General features: G+C 33.7%; 21 protein-coding genes. 15 read left to right on the forward strand and 6 right to left on the reverse strand.

The genetic code is table 11. The annotated features are described in order from the left end of the window. Positions 1-47 precede the first annotated feature (47 nt). The 8 genes from purE to DICTH_RS00050 all read left to right on the forward strand — a co-directional run bounded on the left by purE (position 48) and on the right by DICTH_RS00050 (position 8,236). Positions 48-521, forward strand: a complete 474-nt coding sequence (gene purE, locus DICTH_RS00015) for a 5-(carboxyamino)imidazole ribonucleotide mutase (RefSeq protein ID WP_012548339.1) — start codon at positions 48-50, stop codon at positions 519-521. After that, on the forward strand, positions 514-1,530 hold the full coding sequence (gene purC, locus DICTH_RS00020) for a phosphoribosylaminoimidazolesuccinocarboxamide synthase (protein ID WP_012547203.1): 1,017 nt from the start codon (positions 514-516) through the stop codon (positions 1,528-1,530). Before purE ends, purC begins: the two co-directional genes overlap by 8 nt. A gap of 617 nt (positions 1,531-2,147) precedes the next feature. Then, positions 2,148-2,795: an MgtC/SapB family protein gene (locus DICTH_RS00025; RefSeq protein ID WP_012548270.1), complete on the forward strand. Its 648-nt coding sequence runs from the start codon at positions 2,148-2,150 to the stop codon at positions 2,793-2,795. Between the two features lie 17 nt (positions 2,796-2,812). Continuing rightward, positions 2,813-3,550: an MBL fold metallo-hydrolase gene (locus DICTH_RS00030; protein WP_012547289.1), complete on the forward strand. Its 738-nt coding sequence runs from the start codon at positions 2,813-2,815 to the stop codon at positions 3,548-3,550. A 167-nt stretch (positions 3,551-3,717) separates the two neighbouring features. Next, a complete protein-coding gene (locus DICTH_RS00035; RefSeq protein ID WP_012548038.1) occupies positions 3,718-5,610 on the forward strand; it encodes an ABC transporter substrate-binding protein in 1,893 nt (630 codons plus the stop codon). A gap of 110 nt (positions 5,611-5,720) precedes the next feature. Next, positions 5,721-6,473 carry a class I SAM-dependent methyltransferase gene (locus DICTH_RS00040; protein WP_012548683.1) on the forward strand — a complete coding sequence of 251 codons (753 nt, stop codon included), beginning with the start codon at positions 5,721-5,723 and terminating at the stop codon, positions 6,471-6,473. Positions 6,474-6,486: 13 nt separating this feature from the next. Then, a complete protein-coding gene (locus tag DICTH_RS00045) occupies positions 6,487-7,224 on the forward strand; it encodes a tetratricopeptide repeat protein (RefSeq protein WP_012547788.1) in 738 nt (245 codons plus the stop codon). 4 nt (positions 7,225-7,228) lie between these two features. Further along, on the forward strand, positions 7,229-8,236 hold the full coding sequence (locus DICTH_RS00050) for a glycoside hydrolase family 5 protein (protein ID WP_012547152.1): 1,008 nt from the start codon (positions 7,229-7,231) through the stop codon (positions 8,234-8,236). 51 nt (positions 8,237-8,287) lie between these two features. Here DICTH_RS00050 and DICTH_RS00055 read toward each other — a convergent pair whose 3' ends face one another. The 3 genes from DICTH_RS00055 to DICTH_RS00065 all read right to left on the reverse strand — a co-directional run bounded on the left by DICTH_RS00055 (position 8,288) and on the right by DICTH_RS00065 (position 10,657). Beyond that, positions 8,288-9,697, reverse strand: coding sequence for a glycosyl hydrolase (locus DICTH_RS00055; protein ID WP_012548519.1), 1,410 nt, complete (start codon positions 9,695-9,697; stop codon positions 8,288-8,290). A 77-nt stretch (positions 9,698-9,774) separates the two neighbouring features. After that, positions 9,775-10,167 carry a MerR family transcriptional regulator gene (locus DICTH_RS00060; RefSeq protein WP_012547748.1) on the reverse strand — a complete coding sequence of 131 codons (393 nt, stop codon included), beginning with the start codon at positions 10,165-10,167 and terminating at the stop codon, positions 9,775-9,777. Continuing rightward, the gene (locus DICTH_RS00065) at positions 10,145-10,657 is read right to left on the reverse strand and encodes a flavodoxin (RefSeq protein WP_012548384.1); all 513 of its coding nucleotides are present in this window, start codon (positions 10,655-10,657) and stop codon (positions 10,145-10,147) included. The genes DICTH_RS00060 and DICTH_RS00065 overlap by 23 nt, the downstream gene beginning before the upstream one ends. 138 nt (positions 10,658-10,795) lie before the next feature. Here DICTH_RS00065 and DICTH_RS00070 point away from each other — a divergent pair, with 138 nt between their 5' ends. The 3 genes from DICTH_RS00070 to DICTH_RS00080 are packed head-to-tail and all read left to right on the forward strand — an operon-like array spanning position 10,796 to position 13,862. Continuing rightward, positions 10,796-11,671: a cation diffusion facilitator family transporter gene (locus tag DICTH_RS00070; protein WP_012547565.1), complete on the forward strand. Its 876-nt coding sequence runs from the start codon at positions 10,796-10,798 to the stop codon at positions 11,669-11,671. Beyond that, positions 11,661-13,430, forward strand: a complete 1,770-nt coding sequence (locus DICTH_RS00075) for a YgiQ family radical SAM protein (protein WP_012547187.1) — start codon at positions 11,661-11,663, stop codon at positions 13,428-13,430. The genes DICTH_RS00070 and DICTH_RS00075 overlap by 11 nt, the downstream gene beginning before the upstream one ends. A 15-nt stretch (positions 13,431-13,445) precedes the next feature. Next, positions 13,446-13,862: a secondary thiamine-phosphate synthase enzyme YjbQ gene (locus DICTH_RS00080; RefSeq protein ID WP_012547877.1), complete on the forward strand. Its 417-nt coding sequence runs from the start codon at positions 13,446-13,448 to the stop codon at positions 13,860-13,862. A gap of 17 nt (positions 13,863-13,879) precedes the next feature. On the opposite strand, the gene DICTH_RS10365 is transcribed toward DICTH_RS00080, so the two are convergent. From DICTH_RS10365 to DICTH_RS00090, 3 genes are all read right to left on the reverse strand, one after another. Next, entirely contained in the window at positions 13,880-14,056 is a 177-nt protein-coding gene (locus DICTH_RS10365) for a DUF996 domain-containing protein (RefSeq protein WP_081428042.1), read from the reverse strand. Further along, on the reverse strand, positions 14,023-14,388 hold the full coding sequence (locus DICTH_RS00085; protein ID WP_012547254.1) for a DUF996 domain-containing protein: 366 nt from the start codon (positions 14,386-14,388) through the stop codon (positions 14,023-14,025). The genes DICTH_RS10365 and DICTH_RS00085 overlap by 34 nt, the downstream gene beginning before the upstream one ends. Positions 14,389-14,681: 293 nt before the next feature. Next, entirely contained in the window at positions 14,682-15,707 is a 1,026-nt protein-coding gene (locus DICTH_RS00090; protein WP_269087849.1) for a LacI family DNA-binding transcriptional regulator, read from the reverse strand. A gap of 214 nt (positions 15,708-15,921) precedes the next feature. Here DICTH_RS00090 and DICTH_RS00095 point away from each other — a divergent pair, with 214 nt between their 5' ends. The 4 genes from DICTH_RS00095 to DICTH_RS00110 are packed head-to-tail and all read left to right on the forward strand — an operon-like array spanning position 15,922 to position 20,541. Next, positions 15,922-17,709, forward strand: a complete 1,788-nt coding sequence (locus DICTH_RS00095; RefSeq protein WP_012547530.1) for an ABC transporter substrate-binding protein — start codon at positions 15,922-15,924, stop codon at positions 17,707-17,709. 32 nt (positions 17,710-17,741) lie between these two features. Next, positions 17,742-18,728 (forward strand): ABC transporter permease, encoded by a 987-nt coding sequence (locus DICTH_RS00100; RefSeq protein WP_012547210.1) that lies wholly within the window; start codon positions 17,742-17,744, stop codon positions 18,726-18,728. After that, positions 18,725-19,579, forward strand: a complete 855-nt coding sequence (locus DICTH_RS00105; RefSeq protein WP_012548275.1) for an ABC transporter permease — start codon at positions 18,725-18,727, stop codon at positions 19,577-19,579. Before DICTH_RS00100 ends, DICTH_RS00105 begins: the two co-directional genes overlap by 4 nt. Continuing rightward, the gene (locus DICTH_RS00110) at positions 19,579-20,541 is read left to right on the forward strand and encodes an ABC transporter ATP-binding protein (RefSeq protein WP_012547729.1); all 963 of its coding nucleotides are present in this window, start codon (positions 19,579-19,581) and stop codon (positions 20,539-20,541) included. Before DICTH_RS00105 ends, DICTH_RS00110 begins: the two co-directional genes overlap by 1 nt. Positions 20,542-20,553: the final 12 nt, after the last annotated feature.

Consider the following 20,553-nt stretch of genomic DNA (forward strand, 5'->3'; position numbering starts at 1 on the left):
AGCAATTTTTTTATAATACCTTAAACTAATCATAAGGAGGGATCCCTATGTTAGTTGTCATCCTTATGGGATCAAAGGGAGATCTGGAACATGCAAAAAAAATAGCCCAAACCTTAGAAAAATTTGAGGTCCCATATGTAATGAGGATTGCCTCTGCCCATAAAGTCCCATTGAAAGTATTAGAGATAATAAAAGAGTACGAAAATAAAGATGTGGTCTTCATAACCATAGCAGGAAGAAGTAATGCCCTTTCAGGTTTTACCGATGCCAATACCACAAAACCAGTTATTGCATGTCCTCCCTATAGTGATAAATTTGCAGGAGCAGACATATTTTCCACATTAAGAATGCCTTCTGGTGTAGCTCCCTTAACCATTTTGGAGCCTGAAGAAGCAGCCCTTGCTGCTGTAAAAATGTTAGCTATAAAATATGAAAACTTAATAGATAAGATCAAAAAATATCAGGAAGAAAAGAGACGAGAAATAGAAAAAGCTGATGAAGAGGTGAAAAACAATGGGTAGTGTGAAAGATTTAATAGTAATAGAAAAACCAACAGAAAAAAAACTTGGAAGAGGAAGGTTCCTATTCTCCGACCGATACTCTGTATTTGACTACGGAGAAATGCCTGATCTCATCGACGATAAAGGTAAAGCTATATGTATAGCCACAGCCTATTTTTTTGAAAAATTAGAAAATTTAGGGATTAAAACCCACTATATAGGACTTGTAGAAGATGATAAGATTAAAACACTATACGAACTCAAGGAACCAACAAATGTTATGGAGTTTAAAATGGTAAGAGTTCTAAAACCAGAGCTCCAAGAAAATATTTATAATTACTCCATATTTAAAAAAGAAAGATCAAACTTCTTGATTCCTTTAGAAGTTATTTATAGGAATGCTCTCCCCGAAGGATCCTCCGTGTTTAAAAGACTGAAAGAGGGAAGCTTAAATTTAGAAGAGATAGGACTTGATAAAATGCCAGAACCAGGGCAAAAATTAGAAAAACCCATTGTAGACTTTTCTACAAAATTGGAGGTAAATGATAGATATTTATCGAAAAAAGAAGCCTTAGAAATAAGTGGACTTTCTGAAACAGAATTTGAAAAACTTAGAAATCTTACTTTATTTATAGATGATTTAATAACAGAAGAGACAAGGAAGATAAATCTAAATAACGAAGACGGAAAAGTAGAATATGCTCTCGACTTAGAACGTAATATAATGCTTGTAGACGCTCTTGGTACCCTTGACGAATGTAGATTTACCTTTGAAGGTATACCTGTAAGCAAAGAAATTGCAAGAATTTATTACCGAAAAACTGACTGGTATAAGGAGGTAGAAGAAGCAAAAAAGAAGGATCGTTTTAACTGGAAAAATTATGTAAGTACCCCTCCCAAACTTCCTAAAGAAATAAAAGACTTGATATCTCTAATTTATAAAGCCTATGTTAATGAGTTAACAGAAATAGAATGGTTTGAAACTCCCCCCATGAAAGATTTACTTACTAGATTAAGAGAATTAATTTAAACATCTTATGCCTAAAGGGGGCAAAAGATGCCCCCTTATAATAAACTCTCTACCCATTGTAAATCCTTGTCAAAACTCAATTTTAAAATCATCCTATCAGTAAGTATTTAACTTTATCCACAATTGTGGATAACTTTGTGCATAGGTTGTGGATAACTCTGTGGATAACTTTAGTAAATTGTGGATAACTTTGTGGATAAAATGTGAATTGTGGATAATGTGGAAAAGTTTGGAAAACTTATCCACAAACAAAAACCTTTAAAAAATTAATCATTTTTCTTTTATCCACAATATCCACAGCCCTTACTACAACAACAAATTTTTGTTTTTTTATAATAACCGTCTTTGTACTAATTATAGTAAAGTGTGGATAACTTTTTGGAAAAAGGGAGCCCCCTTAAAGGGACTCCCTTTGAGAAAGGAAATTCTGACTGGGGGTAGAGTTTATTCTTTATTTTAAAATTATATATCTTGTTTATTAAATTTGCAATATTTTCAAAAAGAAATTTAATAATCTTAAACAAAATCGTGTTAATTAACCTTAAATGCTTTATTAAATTAATTTTTTGTTGTGTAAAAAATAATATTTTTTATGAGATTTTGATATAATTCAAATTATGATAACGGTGTGGGATGTATTAATAAAATTTCTTTTATCTACTATTTTTTTTGGAATTATAGGCTGGGAGAGAGAAAAAGAGGAGAAACCAGCTGGTCTTAGAACTCATATATTAGTCTCTCTGGGTTCAACTCTTTTTATGATTGTATCTGCTTATGCCTTTCCTGGAGAAAGTGATCCAGGAAGAATTGCGGCTCAGGTTGTTACAGGTATAGGTTTTATAGGGGCAGGAACAATTTTGAGAACTGGTTTTACTGTAAAGGGTTTAACTACTGCAGCCAGTATATGGGCGGTTTCTGGAGTTGGTCTTGCGGTAGGAGCAGGATTATATCTTCCAGCCTTTGTCTCTACTTTATTTATTATATCCGTACTTGTTTTGGCAACTAAACTTGAAAAGATTTTTTTAGGTACTCATCAAGATGTGGCATTAAATTTGATAATAGAAGATAGACCTGGATCTATAGGAGAAATAGGTACTCTTTTTGGAGAATTAAATATAGATATAAAGCAGATAGAGCTTGGAAATTCTTGGGGAGGGAAGGTTTCTTTAAAAATTCTTGTCAGACTTCCTCAGAAAATTTCAAAGAATGATTTACTGTTGAGACTCTCCGGACTGCCATCGGTTGTTGATGCAGAAATAATTTAAATAAGGAGGATATTTTTATGAAGAGTAATGAATATGCTTCAATGTTAGTTGAGGATGGAGTTCATCATATTTCGGATTATAGGGGTGATAGTTTTTATCTGATATTTGGAGATAATAAAGCAATACTTTTTGACACAGGTATGGGGAATGGAGATCTGAAAGGATATATAAAGAATCTTACTGATAAAGAGGTAGAGGTAATAATATCTCATGCTCATTGGGATCATATAATGCAAGCTAATCAATTTGAGAAAGTGTATATGAATCATAAGGATATAGAAATCATAAAATTGTTTAATATGAACATTGACTATACTAATTTTTTAGATATTAGAGATGGGGAGATTATAGATTTAGGTAAAAGAAAGTTGGAGATTATAGAAGTTCCAGGACATACTCCTGGATCTACTGTTTTGTTGGATAAAGATAATAAGCTTTTGTTTAGTGGTGATGCTATAGGTGCTGGACATACCTGGATGCAACTTCCAGGATGTCTTCCTTTAACTCAATATTTAGAAAGTTTATATAGACTTTCAAAAAGAAGTAACGAATTCGAAAAAATTTACCATGGACATTTAGCTGGAACAGATTTTAAGCCTTTTCCAAGGGAGTATTTGTTTGATCTTATAAAAGCTGTAGAAAAGGTTATCTCTGGGGAGCTTGTGGGTGAACCCTATCCCTATGGTAATTTTGGTGGACTGTATGTAACTTATGGTATGGCTACCCTTGTCTATAATCCTCAAAATGTTAAATAAAAATTTTAATAAATAATTATTGACAAAGAGATGTATTTGTTATATTTATATTAACAAACGATTTCGTAAATGATTTTTTAAAGGGAGGTGAGGATAAGTACAAAAAATTTTTAAATCATCTTTGTTTTTCATTGATTTTAAGTCTTAAGTTGTAAGGGGGATTTTTTATGAAGAAGGTATTGTTGTTTGTAATTTTATTAATGCTATCCTTAATTAGTTTTTCTCAATTAGGACTTTCGCAACTTGCAGTTAACGTACCAAGAGAAGAAACTATTATTGCTAATGTGTTGAGTGGAAGGGTTGGTTCACCTGATAATTTTAATGTATGGACTACTACATGGAGATCTCCTGATAGAGGTATTCAGCAATTACTCCTTGAGCCTCTTTGGATTGTAGATCCTGCAACAGGTAAAGTGATTAATGCTTTAGCAAAGGATAAGCCAATTTATAATAGTGATTTTACAAGGATGGTTGTAAAAATAAGAGAGGGTTGTTATTGGAGCGATGGAGTAGAATTTACAGCAGATGATTTAGTGTATACTGTAGAACTTATAATGAAATATCAAGAATTAGGCTACAATGCAAGTTTCAACGAATATGTAAAGAGGGTATATAAAACCGATAAATACACAGTGGTCTTTGAGTTAAAGAAACCCAATGCAAGATTCCATGCTTACTTCTTAGATAGATGGGGTGCTTGCAGACCTCTTCCAAAACATGTATTTGAAAAAGTAAAAGATCCTATTACTTTTGATTTTAAACCTCCTGTAGGTACTGGTCCTTATGTGCTCCATAGCTATGATCCAGGTGGATACTGGACCCTTTGGCAGAGAAGAGAAGATTGGCAAAGAACTCCCACAGGAAAACTCTTTGGAATGCCTCAACCTAAATATGTATTATTCTACTACTATGGACCAACAGAGAAACAAGTCCTTGCACAAAATAACCATCAACTTGATATGGCAGATCTAACCATGGAAGGATTGAGATCTGTACTCCAAACTAACAAATATGCAAGAGCATATAGGAAAGAGTTCCCATACATTGTTAACGTGGATCCTTGTGTAAGTGGTGTAATATTCAACAATGCAAAAGCTCCATGGAATAATAAGGAAGTAAGATGGGCGTTAACCCTTGCCATAGATATTGTAGAGTATGTAGGACTTGCTTATGACTATGCAGTAACTGTCTCACCAGTTCATATACCTGCAACTCCTGCTTACATGAATTGGTATATTAAACCATTAGAACCATGGTTGAAGAACTTAACAATTACGGTAGATGGTAAACCATTCAAGGTATATGATCCTGATGTACCAATGAGAATAGCAGAGGCTGCTAGGAAGAGAGGATATAAAGTTCCTACTGATCCAAAGCAAATAAGAGAGATCTTTGGAATTGGCTGGTACAAATATGCACCTGATGTAGCAGAAAAGTTACTCATTAAGAATGGATTCAAGAGAGACAAAGATGGTAAATGGCTAACTCCTGAAGGTAAGCCTTGGAAGATCACAATTCTTACTCCACCTAACCCAGCTTCTGTAAACTATAGAAATGCCTTTGCATTATCTCAAGTTTGGAAGAAGTTTGGAATTGAAACCGAAGTATATGCTACTGAAAATGACGGAACACTAATGAATGTAGGAGATTTTGAAGTATCTACTTCTGGTCAATGGCCTGCAAGAGAACCATGGGGTGGACATCCAGACTTATACAGAACAATGGAGCAATTCAGCTCGGCCTACTATAGACCTCTTGGAGAGTACTATCCAGGACATCAATGCAGATGGACTAACCCCAAGATGGACGAAATAATAAAAGGAATGCAATCAGTTAGTTGGGATTCTCCAAAGAATAAGGCTCTTGGTATGGAAGGATTAAAGATCTTGGCACAAGAGATGCCAACAATTCCAACCTTTACATATCCAGGTGTTGTAGGATATGATGAATACTATTGGACTAACTATCCTACAGCAGAGAATCCATATTGTATACCATATCATCATTGGCCTAACTTCAAGTACATGCTTCCATTCTTAAAGCCAACAGGAAGAAAGTAACCTAGTTATAAACAAACAAATATTTAAAAAGGGGACCGAAAGGTCCCCTTTTTATTTTGGTATTGTAATTGTATAATTTTACTGAGTATTTTAAGGGCGGAGGAATTTTTATGGAAGAAAAATTTGAGGCAAACTGGGAAGCAGTTTTTGAACCTGAAGATTACCTCTATTTTTATGAAGATATGTTAACGGATGAACAAACTCAAATTGAAGTAGACTTTATTAGAAGAGAACTCGATCTTAAAGAACCCAAGAAAATTCTTGACATAGCTTGCGGATATGGTAGACATGCAAATAGACTTGCTCTTTATGGGCATGAGGTAGTAGGTGTAGATTTAAGTGAGAAGTTTTTGAGGATGGCAAAAGAAGATGCTGACAAATTAAATGTGAAAGTTAATTATATATTAGGAGATATTAGAGAGATAAATTTTGATGAAGAATTTGATGCTGTTATATCTATGTTTACCTCCTTTGGATACTACGAAGATGAAGATAATTTGAAGATACTTAGAAATGTGTCTAAATCCCTAAAAAGAGGTGGTAAATTTTTGCTGGATTTAAGTAATAGGGATTTCATATTAAGAAATTTTTTGCCTTATGTAGTTATTGAGAAAGATGGTAATTACATGATTGATTTTAATATTGTGGATATAACTGAGGGCAGAATATATAACAAGAGAGTAGTAATAAGAGATGGGGTTAAAAAGGAGAAGCCCTTTTTTATAAGGCTATATACTCCTACAGAGATAAGGCTTCTTCTTGAAATTGTAGGTTTAAAAGTTTTGAGGTTTTATGGAGGATACGACAGTAGTCCTTTAAGTATTTATTCTAGGAGAATGATTGTGATATCTGAAAAAATATAGGGGGTTTTTTAATATGAGGAGATTTTTTCTTTTTTTACTTCTTTTTGTTTTCATTATTATGAATACTTTTGGCGTAGAATTTGATTCTGCTAATAGAATATTTTTTGAAGCAAGAAGAGATAGGAATGTAGAAAAGATTAAATCCTTGATAAATTCTCTTGAAAGTGATAAAGATCTCCCAAAAAATTCTCAGCTTTTAACTGTTCTTGCTGATTCTTACTTAGAATATGGACTTTGGGGAGTGGAGGGTAAAGAAAAAGAAAAAATGTATGAGAAAGCAAGAAGTTACGCTGAAAAGGCTATACAGATAGATCCTAATAATGGAAGAGCATGGTATATAGCAGGGGCTTCCATTGGAAGGCTTGCTCAATATAAAGGGATAGTTCAAAGTTTGTTTATGCTTAAAGATTTTGATAAATATATCGGCAAAGCCATAGAGATTTTGAATGATCCCCTTTACAAGACTTTTGCTCTACTTGCCATGGGCATGAGATATAGAGATGTTCCATGGCCTCTTTATAATTATGAAAAGGCTGAAAGCTATATGAAAGAAGCTTTAAAATATACCCCAATATACCCTAATGTTTATCTTGAACTTGGATATTTGTATCTAAAAATGGGTAAAAAGGATTTTGCTAAGGAGATGTTTCTTAAAGTTATAAATTCTGAACCTCATCCATGGCTTGTAAAGACTCATGAGGAGTCAGTTAAGCTTGCTGAGAAGGAATTAGAAAAATTAGGAGGAAAGTAGAGATATGAGGCTAAAAATATTACTACTTTTAGTGTTACTAATTTTCTTAGCAGGTTGTTCTTCCTATGAGTTTAAACTGGAGATGCTCCCCATTCTTCGAGGTATAAATATGGGGAATGCTCTTGAAGCTCCAAGAGAGGGAGAATGGGGAGTAGTAATAAAGGATGAGTATTTCAAAATTATAAAAGAGGCAGGATTTTCTCATGTTAGAATCCCTATAAGGTGGAATGCTCACGCAGATATGAATCCTCCATATACTATTGAAAAGGCATTTTTTGATAGGGTAGATCATGTGGTAAATGAGGCATTGAAAAATGAGCTTTTTGTAATTATTAATATTCATCACTATGAAGAAATTATGCAGTATCCAGAGAAGCATAAAGATAGATTTTTAGCTTTATGGAGACAAATAGCAGAACACTATAGGGATTATCCTCCAACTTTGATCTTTGAGCTATTAAATGAGCCTTGTATGAATTTGACTGCAAATTTGTGGAATAAGTATTTGGCGGAAGCTATAAAGGTAATAAGAGAGAGTAATCCTGATAGATATATAGTGGTAGGTCCTGTAAATTGGAATAGTATTTATGCATTAAAAGATTTAAAATTGCCGAAAGATGAAAAGAATATTATAGTAACCTTTCACTACTATAATCCTTTCAGTTTTACTCATCAAGGAGCAGAATGGGTGCAACCATCTCCTCCTGTAGGGGTAAGATGGTGGGGAAGAGAGGATGAAAAAGCTGAGATTGATAGAGAGCTGGACATGGCATTAGATTGGTCTATTAGAAATGGAAAGGTGCCACTTTATATGGGAGAGTTTGGAGCATATTCTAAAGCAGATATGGATTCAAGGGTAAGATGGACGAGTTATGTGGCAAGGTCAGCAGAAAAAAGGGGAATAGCTTGGGCATATTGGGAGTTTTGCGCAGGATTTGGCGCCTTTGATCCTGTAAAAAATGAATGGAGAAAACCTCTATTAAAAGCTCTAATACCAGAAACTAAGATGTAAGAATATGATTCCCCCAAAGCCTAGAAAAAAAGGGCTTTGGGGGATTCTTTTTTATTCTTCAACTTTCAAATTTGGTAGCTCATCTTTTGTAATTACAAAGGGATGATTAAATACTTTTTTAATATGAGAGATTTCGTTTTTGTTTGGATCATTTTCAAAACCTGACCAGGTCATAAACCATACCCAATAAGCTTTTTGCTCTTTCATTAAATCTGGATCTGGAATAATTCCATTTTCTGTGAGAGCTACGAGTTTTTTCCCACCAAATAGTTTTACAATGTTATAGAACATTCCTGTAGATGGAGAATAATCTTTATCTTTAAGGTATATATCTGCTCCTACAATATCTACATATTCATCTCCAGGATACCATTTGAGAGCATCAGGAGAGTCTGTAGTAGTCCAAACCCATATAAGATTATTTATTTTATGATAATTTACAAGCCTATCAAAAAGTAGTCTCCATAGTTTTTTACAAGCTTCAGGACCTTTTGCTCCCCACCAGAACCATCTACCTTCTGCCTCGTGTAAAGGTCTCCATAGTATGGGGACTTTTGCCTCTTGAAGTCTTTTTAATTGTACTGCAATAGCATCTATATCCCTTATTATAAGTTTGTAATCTTCAGATTCAGGGTGGTTGAAAGCATATTCTATATCAAAACTGGTAGCATTAGTGTAAAAGCCTCTCCACCATTCTTTTCCTGGAGTATCATAAAGTCCCTTTGGAGCATTCCAGTGCCATTGAAATTGAACTATTCCTCCCATATTCCACCAATCTATAGCATCTTCCACATCTCTTGAAGATGCTCCTCTTTCAACCCTTGAAGGTGAGTAGTCCATCATGTCAAAACCACATATAGCTGGAAACTTATCAGTAATATTCCAAATCCAGAAGGCATCTTTATATCCCATCTGACCCGAGAGAGTATACTTTCCATATATACTCACTAAATAGTCCATTAATTTTTGGGCCTCTTTTGATGGATTAGGGGTTACTAATTTGTTTGTAGGATTCATGGTAGGAATTTCTGCCTTTTTGATTTTAAAGTAGTCAAGAAGAAACCATCCCCAGCTTTTTACTATACTTATTGTATTTTTTCCATTTTTTAAAGGAATTAAACCAGCATATACGGTTGTAAATTTTTGAGATTGGGGAAATTTGACATTGGTTTGAAATTCTCCATTTACATAAAGGGAATTTTCCTTATATCCATAGGGTGCAGCATATCCAATTATTAATTCGTACATTCCAGACTCCTTTACTTCAAAAGTTACACTACAAGAATCTCCATCCTTATCAAATCCATCCACATATCCTGTGCCTTGATATCCAGGAAATTGTCTTGCTACATAGGTTCCGTTTAATACCCCATTTTCTGCTTCAATAGTAATTTCATCACTAGAAAAATTAATAGAAAAAATAATTAGGAGAAGGATAAGAAGAGGTAGAGTAAATTTCATAAGTTAAAATATAGCCTCCCTTCTTTTTGTAATTAATTTATTTTACATCTTTAAAAGAAGGGAGTAAATATAGTTTATTAAACTTTTGTAACTGTTTTCTTAAGTTTTCTTTCCGCTTCTTTGATGTGAGTCTCGTATACTTGTATCTTATAATTCAACCTCTCAAGAGCTTTTTGCATTTCTTCTATCTTTGCTTGGAGTTTATCTCTTTGTTCAATCAGAATTTGTTTTCTCTCCTCCAAAGTTGCATCTCCTTCTTGAAAGAGCTTTACATACCTAACTAATGCTTCTATTTCAATTCCTGCTGATCTCATGCATTTTATAAACTCTATCCATCTACAATCTTCCTCTGAATAGTCTCTGATGCCATTCTTATCTCTTCTTACTCGGGGAAGAAGTCCTATTTTTTCATAAAATCTCAATGTGTCGGGAGTTAGACCATATTTTTCACATACTTCTTTTATCCTCATTGTTTTCACCTCTTTTTATTGGTAATTTTTTTAGCCATTCTAATATTTTCTCACGAAGATCAGTAGATCCACCTTCATATATAGAAAGAGGCTCTAATACTTTTGATTCTGGGCACAGTCTTTTTATATCGCTTACTACTCTTCCTTGACCTCCACCTCCATGGGTTATAAAGGGTATAATAGTCTTTCCTAATAAGTTATGTTGAGTTAGGAATGTGGCTACAGGGGGTGCTATGGTACTCCACCAATTTGGGGTTCCTACGAAGATTATGTCATATTTTTCTATGTCTTCAATCTTAGTCTTTATTGGGGGTTTGTAATCCATTTTTATCTCTTTTTTGGCTTGTTCAACAGTAGCATTATAAGAAGAAGGGTAGGGATTTTCTGGAATTATCTCTACCATATCTCCACCTACTTCTTTTTGAATTATGTGAGCAATTTTCCTAGTGTTTCCTGACCAACTGTAATATATGATAAGTATGTGAGACATTTATTTTTCCCTCCTTATTTTGTTTTTATTTGGAGTATACAACTTAGAGTTTACTCCAGGTCAAAGAGAATGTAAATGTAGTGGTATAATTTATTGAGTTTAATTAAGAGTATAGGTTAGTTTTTTTGGAGGTAAAAAATGGAAGCAAAAAAAATTTTAGGAGCTATGTTTTTAAATTTTTTGATGGCCCTTTTAGAAGTTATTGGGGGTATATTTTCAGGGAGTTTAGCTCTTATAAGTGATGCCCTTCATAATATCAATGATTTTTTTGCCTTACTTATTAGTTACCTAGCAGAGATAATTTCAAAAAATAAAAAGAGTAATTTGAAACATACCTTTGGATTTAGAAGAGTTGAGATATTGTCTGCTCTTTTGAATGGTGTCTTGCTTTTGGGGGTATTCTTATTTTTAATAGTGGAAGCTTTCCATAGGATAAAATCTCCAAAAGAAGTGGAGGGTATTCAGACTGTTATAATTGGAGTTATAGGACTTGTAGGTAACATTCTTGGAGCTTTGCTTCTTCATGAGGATTCTCACCATAATTTAAACATTAAAGGAGCTTTTTTACATCTTATTTCTGATGCTATATCTTCAGTAGGAGTAATTATAGGTGCTATGTTTATTATTTTTTATAAGCTTTATATTGCGGATACTATAATTTCTCTTCTTATTGCTGGATTTATACTATATAGCTCTATAGATCTTATAAAAGAGACATTACATATACTAATGGAGGGGACTCCAAGGGAAGTTGATATTAATGAAATTCAAAAGTTGATCTGTAAAATTCCTGGTGTTAGGGATATACATCATATTCATGTCTGGCAGGTTTCTACAAAGGATTATCTTCTTTCTGCCCATGTGGTGGTGGAAGATCAAAAAGTTTCAGAGGCAGAGAAAATAGTTTCTCAGATAAAAGATACATTAAGAGAGAAATTTAATATTAATCATTCAACTCTTGAGATAGAGTCAGAAACTTATTTCAAAGAGAAGGAGTGCCAATGTGAATATTGATAAATTCCTTCCCATAAATTTATATGAGGCAAAAAAGAGAGGATGGGATGAACTCGATATAATAATTGTTACTGGTGATGCCTATGTGGATCATCCATCTTTTGGGGCTTCGGTTATAGGAAGGTATTTAGAATATTTTGGATTTAGAGTAGGGATTATTCCTCAACCTGACTGGAAAGATAAGGAAAGTTTTAAAGTATTAGGGAAACCAAGGCTTTTTTTTGGTATAACCGCAGGATCTGTGGACTCTATGGTGGCCAATTATACTCCTAATAAATTCAAGAGAAGGGAAGATGCGTATACACCTGGAGGTCTTCCTGGAAAAAGGCCTGATAGAGCCACCATTGTGTATGCTAATTTTGTACATGAAATTTTTCCTGATGTTCCTATAGTTCTTGGAGGAATAGAAGCAAGTCTTCGTAGATTTTCTCATTATGATTTTTGGGATAATAAAGTAAGACATTCTGTTCTTCTTGACGCAAGGGCAAAGATAATAGTTTATGGAATGGGAGAAAAACAAACTTTGCAAATTGCTAAGATGCTTTCTGAAGGTAAGTCTTGGTATGAGATCTATCAGATACCTGGTATTGTATTTTCTTTAGGCGAGAAAGAATTTGATACTTTTATTAAAGATAAAGATTATATACTTCTTCCTTCCTTTGAAGAAGTTTCTCAAGACAAAGATAGATATTATGATTTTCAAAGATTGCTTTTGGAGGGGATGAAAAGGAAAAAAATATTAGTACAAAGAGATGGAAAAAGATTTATTATTCAAAATCCTCCTCCATCTTATACGTCTCAAGATCTTGATTTTATTTATTCTTTACCTTTTATGAGGCTTCCTCATCCCTCATATAAGGAAAAGATTCCTGCCTTTGAGACTGTGAAAACCTCTATTGTCTCTCATAGAGGATGTTTTGGGAGTTGCACTTTTTGTTCCTTGAACCTTCATCAAGGATGGCAAGTAATTTCAAGAAGTGAGAAATCAATCCTCGAAGAGATTTATAGACTGACAAAGCATAGAGAATTTAGAGGTACCATCTCTGACGTAGGGGGCCCTACAGCTAATATGTATAGGTTAAGGTGTAAAATTCATAATATTCCAGGATCTTGCCCGGAAAGAGATTGTCTTTTCCCTGATGTTTGTAAGTACTTAGAGGTTGACCACTCTGCTCAGCTTAATCTTTTAAAAAAGATTAAGGAGATAGAAAAGGTAAAACATGTATTTATAGCATCGGGGATAAGGTATGATATTGCATTAAAGGATGAGTATTATATTGGAGAGATTATTAAAGAGGGATATATTGGTGGGCATTTATCTGCTGCTCCAGAGCATGTAAAGGATCATGTACTTGAAATTATGAAGAAGCCTAAATTTAAAGTTTATGAAGAATTTGTAGATATATTTGAAAGGAATCTGAAAAAATACAGAAAAGAACTCTATATAATTCCCTATTTCATATCTGCTCATCCTGGTGCAACCATAAAGGATGCATGGGATCTTGCTATGTATATTAAAGGTCTTGGCCATTATCTGGAGCAGATTCAAGATTATACACCCCTTCCCTTAACTCCTGCTTCTTGTGCCTTTTATACCGAATATCATACTTTGAGAAAAGAGAAAATCTATGTTGCCAAAACTTATGAAGATAGAAGACTTCAAAGAGCTCTTGCACAGTATAAAGACAAGAAGAATAGAGAGTTTTTGGTTAAAAATAAAAAGAAAATTCCATTCCCTTTAGAAAAGTTGTTAGGCTGATAGGAGGTGATATGTATGAAATCCTATAGAAAAGAACTCTGGTTTGAGCTTCCCACAAGGAGAGGATTTGTGAATATAACAGATACCTTACAAAAATGTGTGGATGAGAGTGGTATAAAGGAAGGTCTTCTTCTCTGTAATGCTATGCATATTACTGCAAGTGTTTTTATAAATGATGATGAGCCAGGTCTTTTAAAGGATTTTGAAATATGGCTTGAGAAGCTTGCTCCAGAAAAACCTTATAATCAATATTATCACAATGTGGGAGAGAATAATGCAGATGCGCATTTAAAAAGGACTATAATGGGAAGAGAAGTGGTTATTGCAATCACTAATGGTAAGCTTGACCTTGGTCCATGGGAACAAGTGTTTTATGGGGAATTTGATGGTATGAGAAGAAAGAGGGTACTTGTGAAAATAATAGGAGAATGAATAAAATCTTTGCTATATTAAGGCTGATCTGGTAGGTTGAAAAACGCAATGGCAAGAATTATATCTGCAGCAATGAATAATATTCCTCCAATAAGTAGTGGGGCGGTTATGGCTCCCCAAAGATATAAATTCCCTGCAGTATTAAAATAATTGATATTAGTTAAATTAGATAATAAGGAGAAACTTTTTTCCAGTCATTCATTCCCATAATCATTAATATGTATCCTATTATTAAGAAGGTAAGTCCTCCTTTTAAAATAGAAAGGCTCTCTTGTGAGGAAGTGAAAATACTGAGTATAGCACTACCTAAGAAGATTATTAATACTACACCGCTTATTATAGATAAGATAAATCCTATGAGGTATTTGTTAAATATTTCTTTGTTATTATAATATGTGGATAGCTTGCTCATGGCTACTAATAGCAATACTATTGAGACTATTTCCAAAACAAAACCAATATAAGGAAGGAAAATTAATAGTCCTAAAATTGCACCTATTCCCCCTAAAGTTTTAATTTCTTTCATTTTTCAAATCCCCCTAAGTATTTTTAGGTTATTATACAGTGGAACTTTGATTTTTTAAATATTTATAATGTTTTTACTACGATGTGGTTAGTCTAGTATATTTGTCCATATCCAATATAGTAAAAACATTTTTTACAATAAAAAGTTAGATCAGAATTTTGTAATAATGAAGAGATGTATATGAAAAATAGTATCGATAAAGGAGAAATAGGAGAAAAATTTAATAATCTTAGGATGTTGTCAAAAACTTATAATAAGATTTTTAATAAAAGTTGTTATAGAAGTTGTTGGATTTATTTCTTTAATGGAGCAGTAGAGCTTCTAATAATTAGTTCAGTACTTACAATTATTTTTACAGGAGGTTGATTTGGATTTTTAATTCTATCTATTAATCTTTTTGCAGCGATACTTCCCATCTCCTCTTTAAAAATTTTTACAGTGGTTAAGGGAGGATCAAATTGAGAGGAAATGTCGATATCGTCTATCCCTATTACAGAAAGCTCTTCAGGAACTCTTATTCCCATGTCTTTTGCACATTGAATTACTCCTAATGCCATGGGATCGTTGGCAGATAATATTGCTGTAGGTTTTGGATCATTTTTCCAAAGAATTTGAAAGGCATGTTTTCCTGTTTTCATAGTTAATTCTTTTTCTTCCACCATATAATTTGGATTATATTCTAAGTTTGCTTCTGCCAATGCCTTTTTATATCCTTCCCATCTTTCATAAACACTGATATGATCTAAAGGTCCTGAAGCAAAGGCAATGTTTTTATGTCCCAAATCTATAAGATATTTTGTAGCAATATATGCTCCTCTAATATTGTCTGCAAGAATGCTATCTATGTCTTCAGAATAATTATCTACTAATATTAAGGGTATACCAGTTTTTTTGATAGTTTCTATAAATTCCTTAGGCATATCAGGTCCTGCTAAAATAAGCCCATCTACTCTTTCTTCCTGAATCATACGAGGTGGTTTTTTGGGATTTAGTTTTCCATGGGGGATTATTCCGTATAATAAGTGATATCCCATCTCGTGAAGTTCATTTTGGACAGAATAAAGAATTATAGAATAAAAAGGATCAGCTACCAGTGGTTTTTCTTTCTTCAATATAAGAAAACCGATAGTCTTTGTCTCTCGGGTTATTAGGGCTCTTGCCGCCTGATTGGGTTTGTATTTTAGTCTTTTAGCTATCTCTTTAATTTTTTTTCTTGTTTCCTCGCTTATTTTTGAATCATCGTTCAAAGCTCGAGATACTGTTGATGGGGAGACCCCTGCTTTTTTTGCGATGTCTCTTATGTTTACCATTTGTTTTATCCTTTTTTTTACAAGAAATTTAAATCGTTTGAAATATTATAGACTAAAATATAGTAATTGTCAATGAAACAGAAATTTGACAAAGAATTTAAGGCGTGATACACTTAAAACAGTAGGTTAAAAATTAAAGGGAGGTGAGGATTTAAAAAGAAGTTTTGTTTCTTTAGTTTGCCTTTTTCTTTAAAAATTTAAAGATAATAGGGGGGTAAAGATAATGAAAAAATTAAATCTCATTTTAATTTTGGTTCTTCTTTTGTCGCTTACTCTAACTCTATCTTCTGCTGCAATAAAGGAACCAGAAATTAGATTTGCTACAACTTGGCCCTATCCTTTTCATGGTAATGCTTTTGGCCCTGGGGCTATAGGTGGTGCCTGGTGGTTTGCTTATGAACCCTTTGCATATTATATCCCTGCTACAGGAGAGTATATTCCAAGGCTTGCTACTTCGTGGAAGCTTGAAGGTAATAAATTGGTGGTTAATTTGAGAAAAACAAGGTGGAGTGATGGAACTCCTTTCACTGCAAAGGATATTGAATGTAATATTGCATTCTTGCATGCTATGTGGGAATGGCCCTATGAGATAGCTGGAGTAGAAGTAAGGTCTGAAAATACTGTTGCATTAGTTCTTAGCAGTACTCATCCCTTCTTAATTCATTCCCTTCTAACTGATGGTGCAATTTCTACATTAGCACCATATCATATATATGGGAAATTCTTGTCTGAAGCAAAAGAAGTAGCATCATTGGGAAGAAAAATCTGGGAACTCAGGGAGCAAAAGAAAATAGTACCTGAAGATTTAAAGAAAGATTATGATAAGAAAGCAGCAGCTTTTAGAGAAAAAGTAAACAATTTTAGCCCTATTAAAGAGATTGGTAGAATGCCTGTTGTGGGTACTTACGAACCGACAAACGTCACTCAGACAGAGATGGTATTAACAAAGAATAAATATCACTGGGCGGCAGGAAAAATCAGAATACCAAGGGTAGTATTTAGAAGATGGTCATCTAATGAGTTTGTATGGGCATCATTAGTGGCAGGAGAAATTGATGCAGCTCATCCTTCAATTCCTAAGGATGTGGTAGACCAATTTAATTTGTTAAATCCTAACTTAAAGCTAAAAGCAGTATCAGATCTTTCTGAGTTTGCATTAATATTCAATTTTGAAAAACTATTATTTAAAGATTTAACTCTTAGAAAAGCCATTGCTTATGCATTGAACAGGACAAAAATTAGAGATGTTGCTGCATGGCAAGCAAAGGATGTCAGTGATTATGCTCATGGAGTATTAAAAAGTATGGAGAAAACGTGGTTATCAGCAGATTTTCTAAAGACTTTAACAAATTATAGTTATAATCCAGCAAAAGCTGAAGCAATTCTGAAAGAGGCAGGATATACTAAGGGATCTGATGGTTTATGGAGGACTCCTGATGGAAAAGTAGTTGCATTTACTGTTTCAGTATATGGACCTCATAGTGATTGGGTATTAGCGGCAAGAGAGATCACAGAACAACTAAAGAATTTTGGATTTAAAGTAGACTTAAAGATAATACCTGAGGGAATGAGAGATACAGTGATGCGTGGTGGAGATTATGAGGCTGCAGTAGAATTTGGAACAGCATGGTGGGGTTATCCTCATCCTGCAATGGGTTATACAAGAATATATCAAGGTGAAGTTGCAGACTTTACAAGATTTCCTGCAAAGAGTAAGTTCAAAACTCCATGGGGAGACTTAGTACCTTATGAATTGACAGATAAACTACAAGAAGTTACCACAAAACCTGCAGAAGCTAAAGATTATGTAATGAAACTTGCCTATATTACTAATGAATATCTACCAATGATTCCATTTTTAGAAAAAGTTCTACCTATATTCTATTTAGATGGAAAAAGAGTGACAGGATGGCCTGAACCAGATGATTCTACCTGGAGTTTAGCACCTGGTGGAATTGAAAGAGTTTATGTACTACTTCTTTCTGAGGGTAAATTAAGACCTAAATTGTAAAATTTTAATTATAAATGGAGGAAGTCTTACTCATGAAATATATATTGAATAGGTTAGTACAAGTACTTATAATGACATTTTTGGCTCTTACTGTAGTATTCTTTATCGTTCAATCTATGCCAGGAGATCCAGCTTTTGGCTTAGCAGTTTCTATAGCTCAAAGCAGAAATATGCCTCTAGATAAGGCTTTAGAAATTGCTCACAACATAATAGGATACAATCCCAAAGAATCAATAGTATTGAAATATTTGAAATTTCTTAGAAATATAATTGTAGGAAATTTTGGGTATTCTACATATTTTAAAACAAGTGTTAACGAAATAATCGGAAAAGCATTACCTTGGACTCTCTTTGTAATATCCTTAGCAACTGTTATAGGATTTTTCTTAGGTGTTTCTATTGGGGCTTTCTCAGCACAGAAGAGAGGATCATTTATTGATACATTTATCTCTACGATATTTAGTATAATACAAGCAATTCCAGCCTTTGTATTAGCAGTAGTTATACTCTTTTTGGGAGCAGTAAGATTAAGACTTCTTCCGTTAGGTGGAGCATATCCTATTGAGATGAACCCGGGGTTTTACCCCGGGTTCATCTTAGCTGTTATTTATCATGCTTTAGGGCCGCTAATTGCTACTTTTATTCCCCAAATGGCTTCTTGGGGCTTAGCTATGAGGGGAAATTGTTCTAATGTAATAGAAGAAGATTTTGTTAGATTTGCTAAAATAAGAGGTCTTCCTGATTCTACTATTGCCCGTAGATATGTGAGAAGAAATGCTATTCTGCCATTAGTAGCAAGCTTAGCTATTGGAATTGGATACATGTTAGGAGGTCATACTTTAGTAGAAGTTATTTTTAATTATCCGGGAATAGGCTACTATTTTGGACAAGCAATAAGTGCGAGGGATTTTGGGCTTCTAACAGGACTTTTTTCTCTAATTGTTATTGGTGTTATCTTAGCTACTTTTATAACTGAGCTTCTATATGCAGTTATTGATCCAAGGGTGAAGGTACAATGAGAGACTTTATAAGACCAATTTTAATGAATAGAAAGGCATTTGTTGGTCTTATTATATTAAGTATTTTTATATTAATGGCAATTTTAGGTCCTGTGGTTGTTCCCTTAAATTTAAGTTCTAATTTTGCAGAAAGGTACCAACCTCCTTCTTGGAAACATCCTTATGGAACCGATTATTTTGGGATAGATATTTTTCAACAGATAGTGCATGGGTCTCGTTCGGTGATAGGATTATCTGTTCTTTCAAGTTTATTTGCAGTTATAATAGGGTCTGTTATAGGTATTGCTAGAGGCTACTTAGGAGGATTTATATCTAAATTTTTAGACACAATTATAACTATATTCTTAGTTATTCCTTCTTTTCCTGCTCTTTTAATTATGGCTGCGATTTTTGCTGATAAATCTTTAAACATAATTGCAGTAGCACTAATTATTGCCATGTGGCTTTGGGCTCCTTTGGCAAAACAAATCTCTGCCCAAGTTCTTTCCATAAAGTCAAAGGAATTTATAGAGGTTTCAAAAATGCTAAATTTAGGAACAAACTATATCCTTTTTAAAGACATACTACCGCTACTTATTCCTTATATTTTTATAAATTTTATTACTCAACTAAAAGGAGCCATGGAATTTAGTGTAGGATTAATGTTTCTTGGTCTTGCAAAATTTGATCCAACTCATTGGGGAGTAATGCTTAATTACGCATTATATCAAGCAGGTGCTTTATATACTCCTCGTGGCTTTCATTATCCTATAATTATCATGCTTCATATAGTTTTGTTAATATATGGGGGTATCCTTTTTGCTCAAGGAATAGAGGAAATATTTAATCCCAAATTACGGAGGTATGAATAGTGAGAGTTATATTATCTATAAATAATCTCAGAGCTGTATATTTAGTTAGGGAGGGAACTATTAAAGCTTGCGATGGGGTCTCTTTTGATATAGAGGAAAATACTGTGTATGCCATTGTAGGAGAAAGTGCTTCTGGAAAAAGTACTATAATTGAGGCAATGACTCTAACTCTACCTCCTAACTCGAAAATTCTTGAAGGAGAAGTAATTTATAATGGGAGAGATCTTTTAAAACTTTCTGAAAATGAGCTTAGAAAAATAAGATGGTCTGAAATCGCATTAGTTCCTCAAGCTGCTCAACAATCTTTAAATCCCACAATGAGAATAATTGATCATTTTTTTGACACGGTGTATGCTCATCACAAAAATTGGCAAAACAATGAGATAGTTAAAAAAGCAGAAGAATTAATAGCTCTTGTGAGACTTGATCCTAAAAATGTCCTTTATTCTTTTCCTCATCAATTATCAGGAGGAATGAAACAAAGAGTCCTTATTGCTCTTTCTTTAGTATTCAAGCCTAAAATTCTTATTTTAGATGAACCAACATCAGCTTTAGACGTTCTTACTCAGGCTTATATTATTCAGCTTTTAAAAGATCTTAAGAAACAACTTAAACTCACTTTAATTTTTGTTACTCATGATATAGCTGTTGCTGCAGAACTTTCTGATAGAATTTCTGTGGTTTATGCAGGAAATATTGTAGAAAGTGGTCCTACGAGAGACGTATTAAAAGATCCAAAACATCCTTATACTCAAGGCTTAGTTAACTCTATAATGAGCTTAATCTCAGATCCAGAAAAGATAAAAGGAATTCCAGGAGATCCTCCTAGTTTATTAGATCCACCTTCTGGATGTAGATTTCACCCAAGATGCACGTATGTTAGGGAGGAATGTAAAAAAGAAAAACCACCTATGTATTCTCTAAATAGTAACAGAAAAGTAGCATGCTATCTTTATAAATAGGGGGAAAATAGG

The organism is Dictyoglomus thermophilum H-6-12, assembly GCF_000020965.1.
In the GTDB taxonomy this organism is placed as follows: domain Bacteria; phylum Dictyoglomota; class Dictyoglomia; order Dictyoglomales; family Dictyoglomaceae; genus Dictyoglomus; species Dictyoglomus thermophilum.

What these genes read in the sequence shown, in the direction of transcription:
- purE (WP_012548339.1), top strand. Translation starts at nt 48, where the DNA reads ATGTTAGTTGTCATCCTTATGGGATCAAAGGGAGATCTGGAACATGCA.
- purC (WP_012547203.1), top strand. Translation starts at nt 514, where the DNA reads ATGGGTAGTGTGAAAGATTTAATAGTAATAGAAAAACCAACAGAAAAA.
- DICTH_RS00025 (WP_012548270.1), top strand. Translation starts at nt 2,148, where the DNA reads ATGATAACGGTGTGGGATGTATTAATAAAATTTCTTTTATCTACTATT.
- DICTH_RS00030 (WP_012547289.1), top strand. Translation starts at nt 2,813, where the DNA reads ATGAAGAGTAATGAATATGCTTCAATGTTAGTTGAGGATGGAGTTCAT.
- DICTH_RS00035 (WP_012548038.1), top strand. Translation starts at nt 3,718, where the DNA reads ATGAAGAAGGTATTGTTGTTTGTAATTTTATTAATGCTATCCTTAATT.
- DICTH_RS00040 (WP_012548683.1), top strand. Translation starts at nt 5,721, where the DNA reads ATGGAAGAAAAATTTGAGGCAAACTGGGAAGCAGTTTTTGAACCTGAA.
- DICTH_RS00045 (WP_012547788.1), top strand. Translation starts at nt 6,487, where the DNA reads ATGAGGAGATTTTTTCTTTTTTTACTTCTTTTTGTTTTCATTATTATG.
- DICTH_RS00050 (WP_012547152.1), top strand. Translation starts at nt 7,229, where the DNA reads ATGAGGCTAAAAATATTACTACTTTTAGTGTTACTAATTTTCTTAGCA.
- DICTH_RS00055 (WP_012548519.1), bottom strand. Translation starts at nt 9,697, where the DNA reads ATGAAATTTACTCTACCTCTTCTTATCCTTCTCCTAATTATTTTTTCT.
- DICTH_RS00060 (WP_012547748.1), bottom strand. Translation starts at nt 10,167, where the DNA reads ATGAGGATAAAAGAAGTATGTGAAAAATATGGTCTAACTCCCGACACA.
- DICTH_RS00065 (WP_012548384.1), bottom strand. Translation starts at nt 10,657, where the DNA reads ATGTCTCACATACTTATCATATATTACAGTTGGTCAGGAAACACTAGG.
- DICTH_RS00070 (WP_012547565.1), top strand. Translation starts at nt 10,796, where the DNA reads ATGGAAGCAAAAAAAATTTTAGGAGCTATGTTTTTAAATTTTTTGATG.
- DICTH_RS00080 (WP_012547877.1), top strand. Translation starts at nt 13,446, where the DNA reads ATGAAATCCTATAGAAAAGAACTCTGGTTTGAGCTTCCCACAAGGAGA.
- DICTH_RS00085 (WP_012547254.1), bottom strand. Translation starts at nt 14,388, where the DNA reads ATGAAAGAAATTAAAACTTTAGGGGGAATAGGTGCAATTTTAGGACTA.
- DICTH_RS00095 (WP_012547530.1), top strand. Translation starts at nt 15,922, where the DNA reads ATGAAAAAATTAAATCTCATTTTAATTTTGGTTCTTCTTTTGTCGCTT.
- DICTH_RS00100 (WP_012547210.1), top strand. Translation starts at nt 17,742, where the DNA reads ATGAAATATATATTGAATAGGTTAGTACAAGTACTTATAATGACATTT.
- DICTH_RS00105 (WP_012548275.1), top strand. Translation starts at nt 18,725, where the DNA reads ATGAGAGACTTTATAAGACCAATTTTAATGAATAGAAAGGCATTTGTT.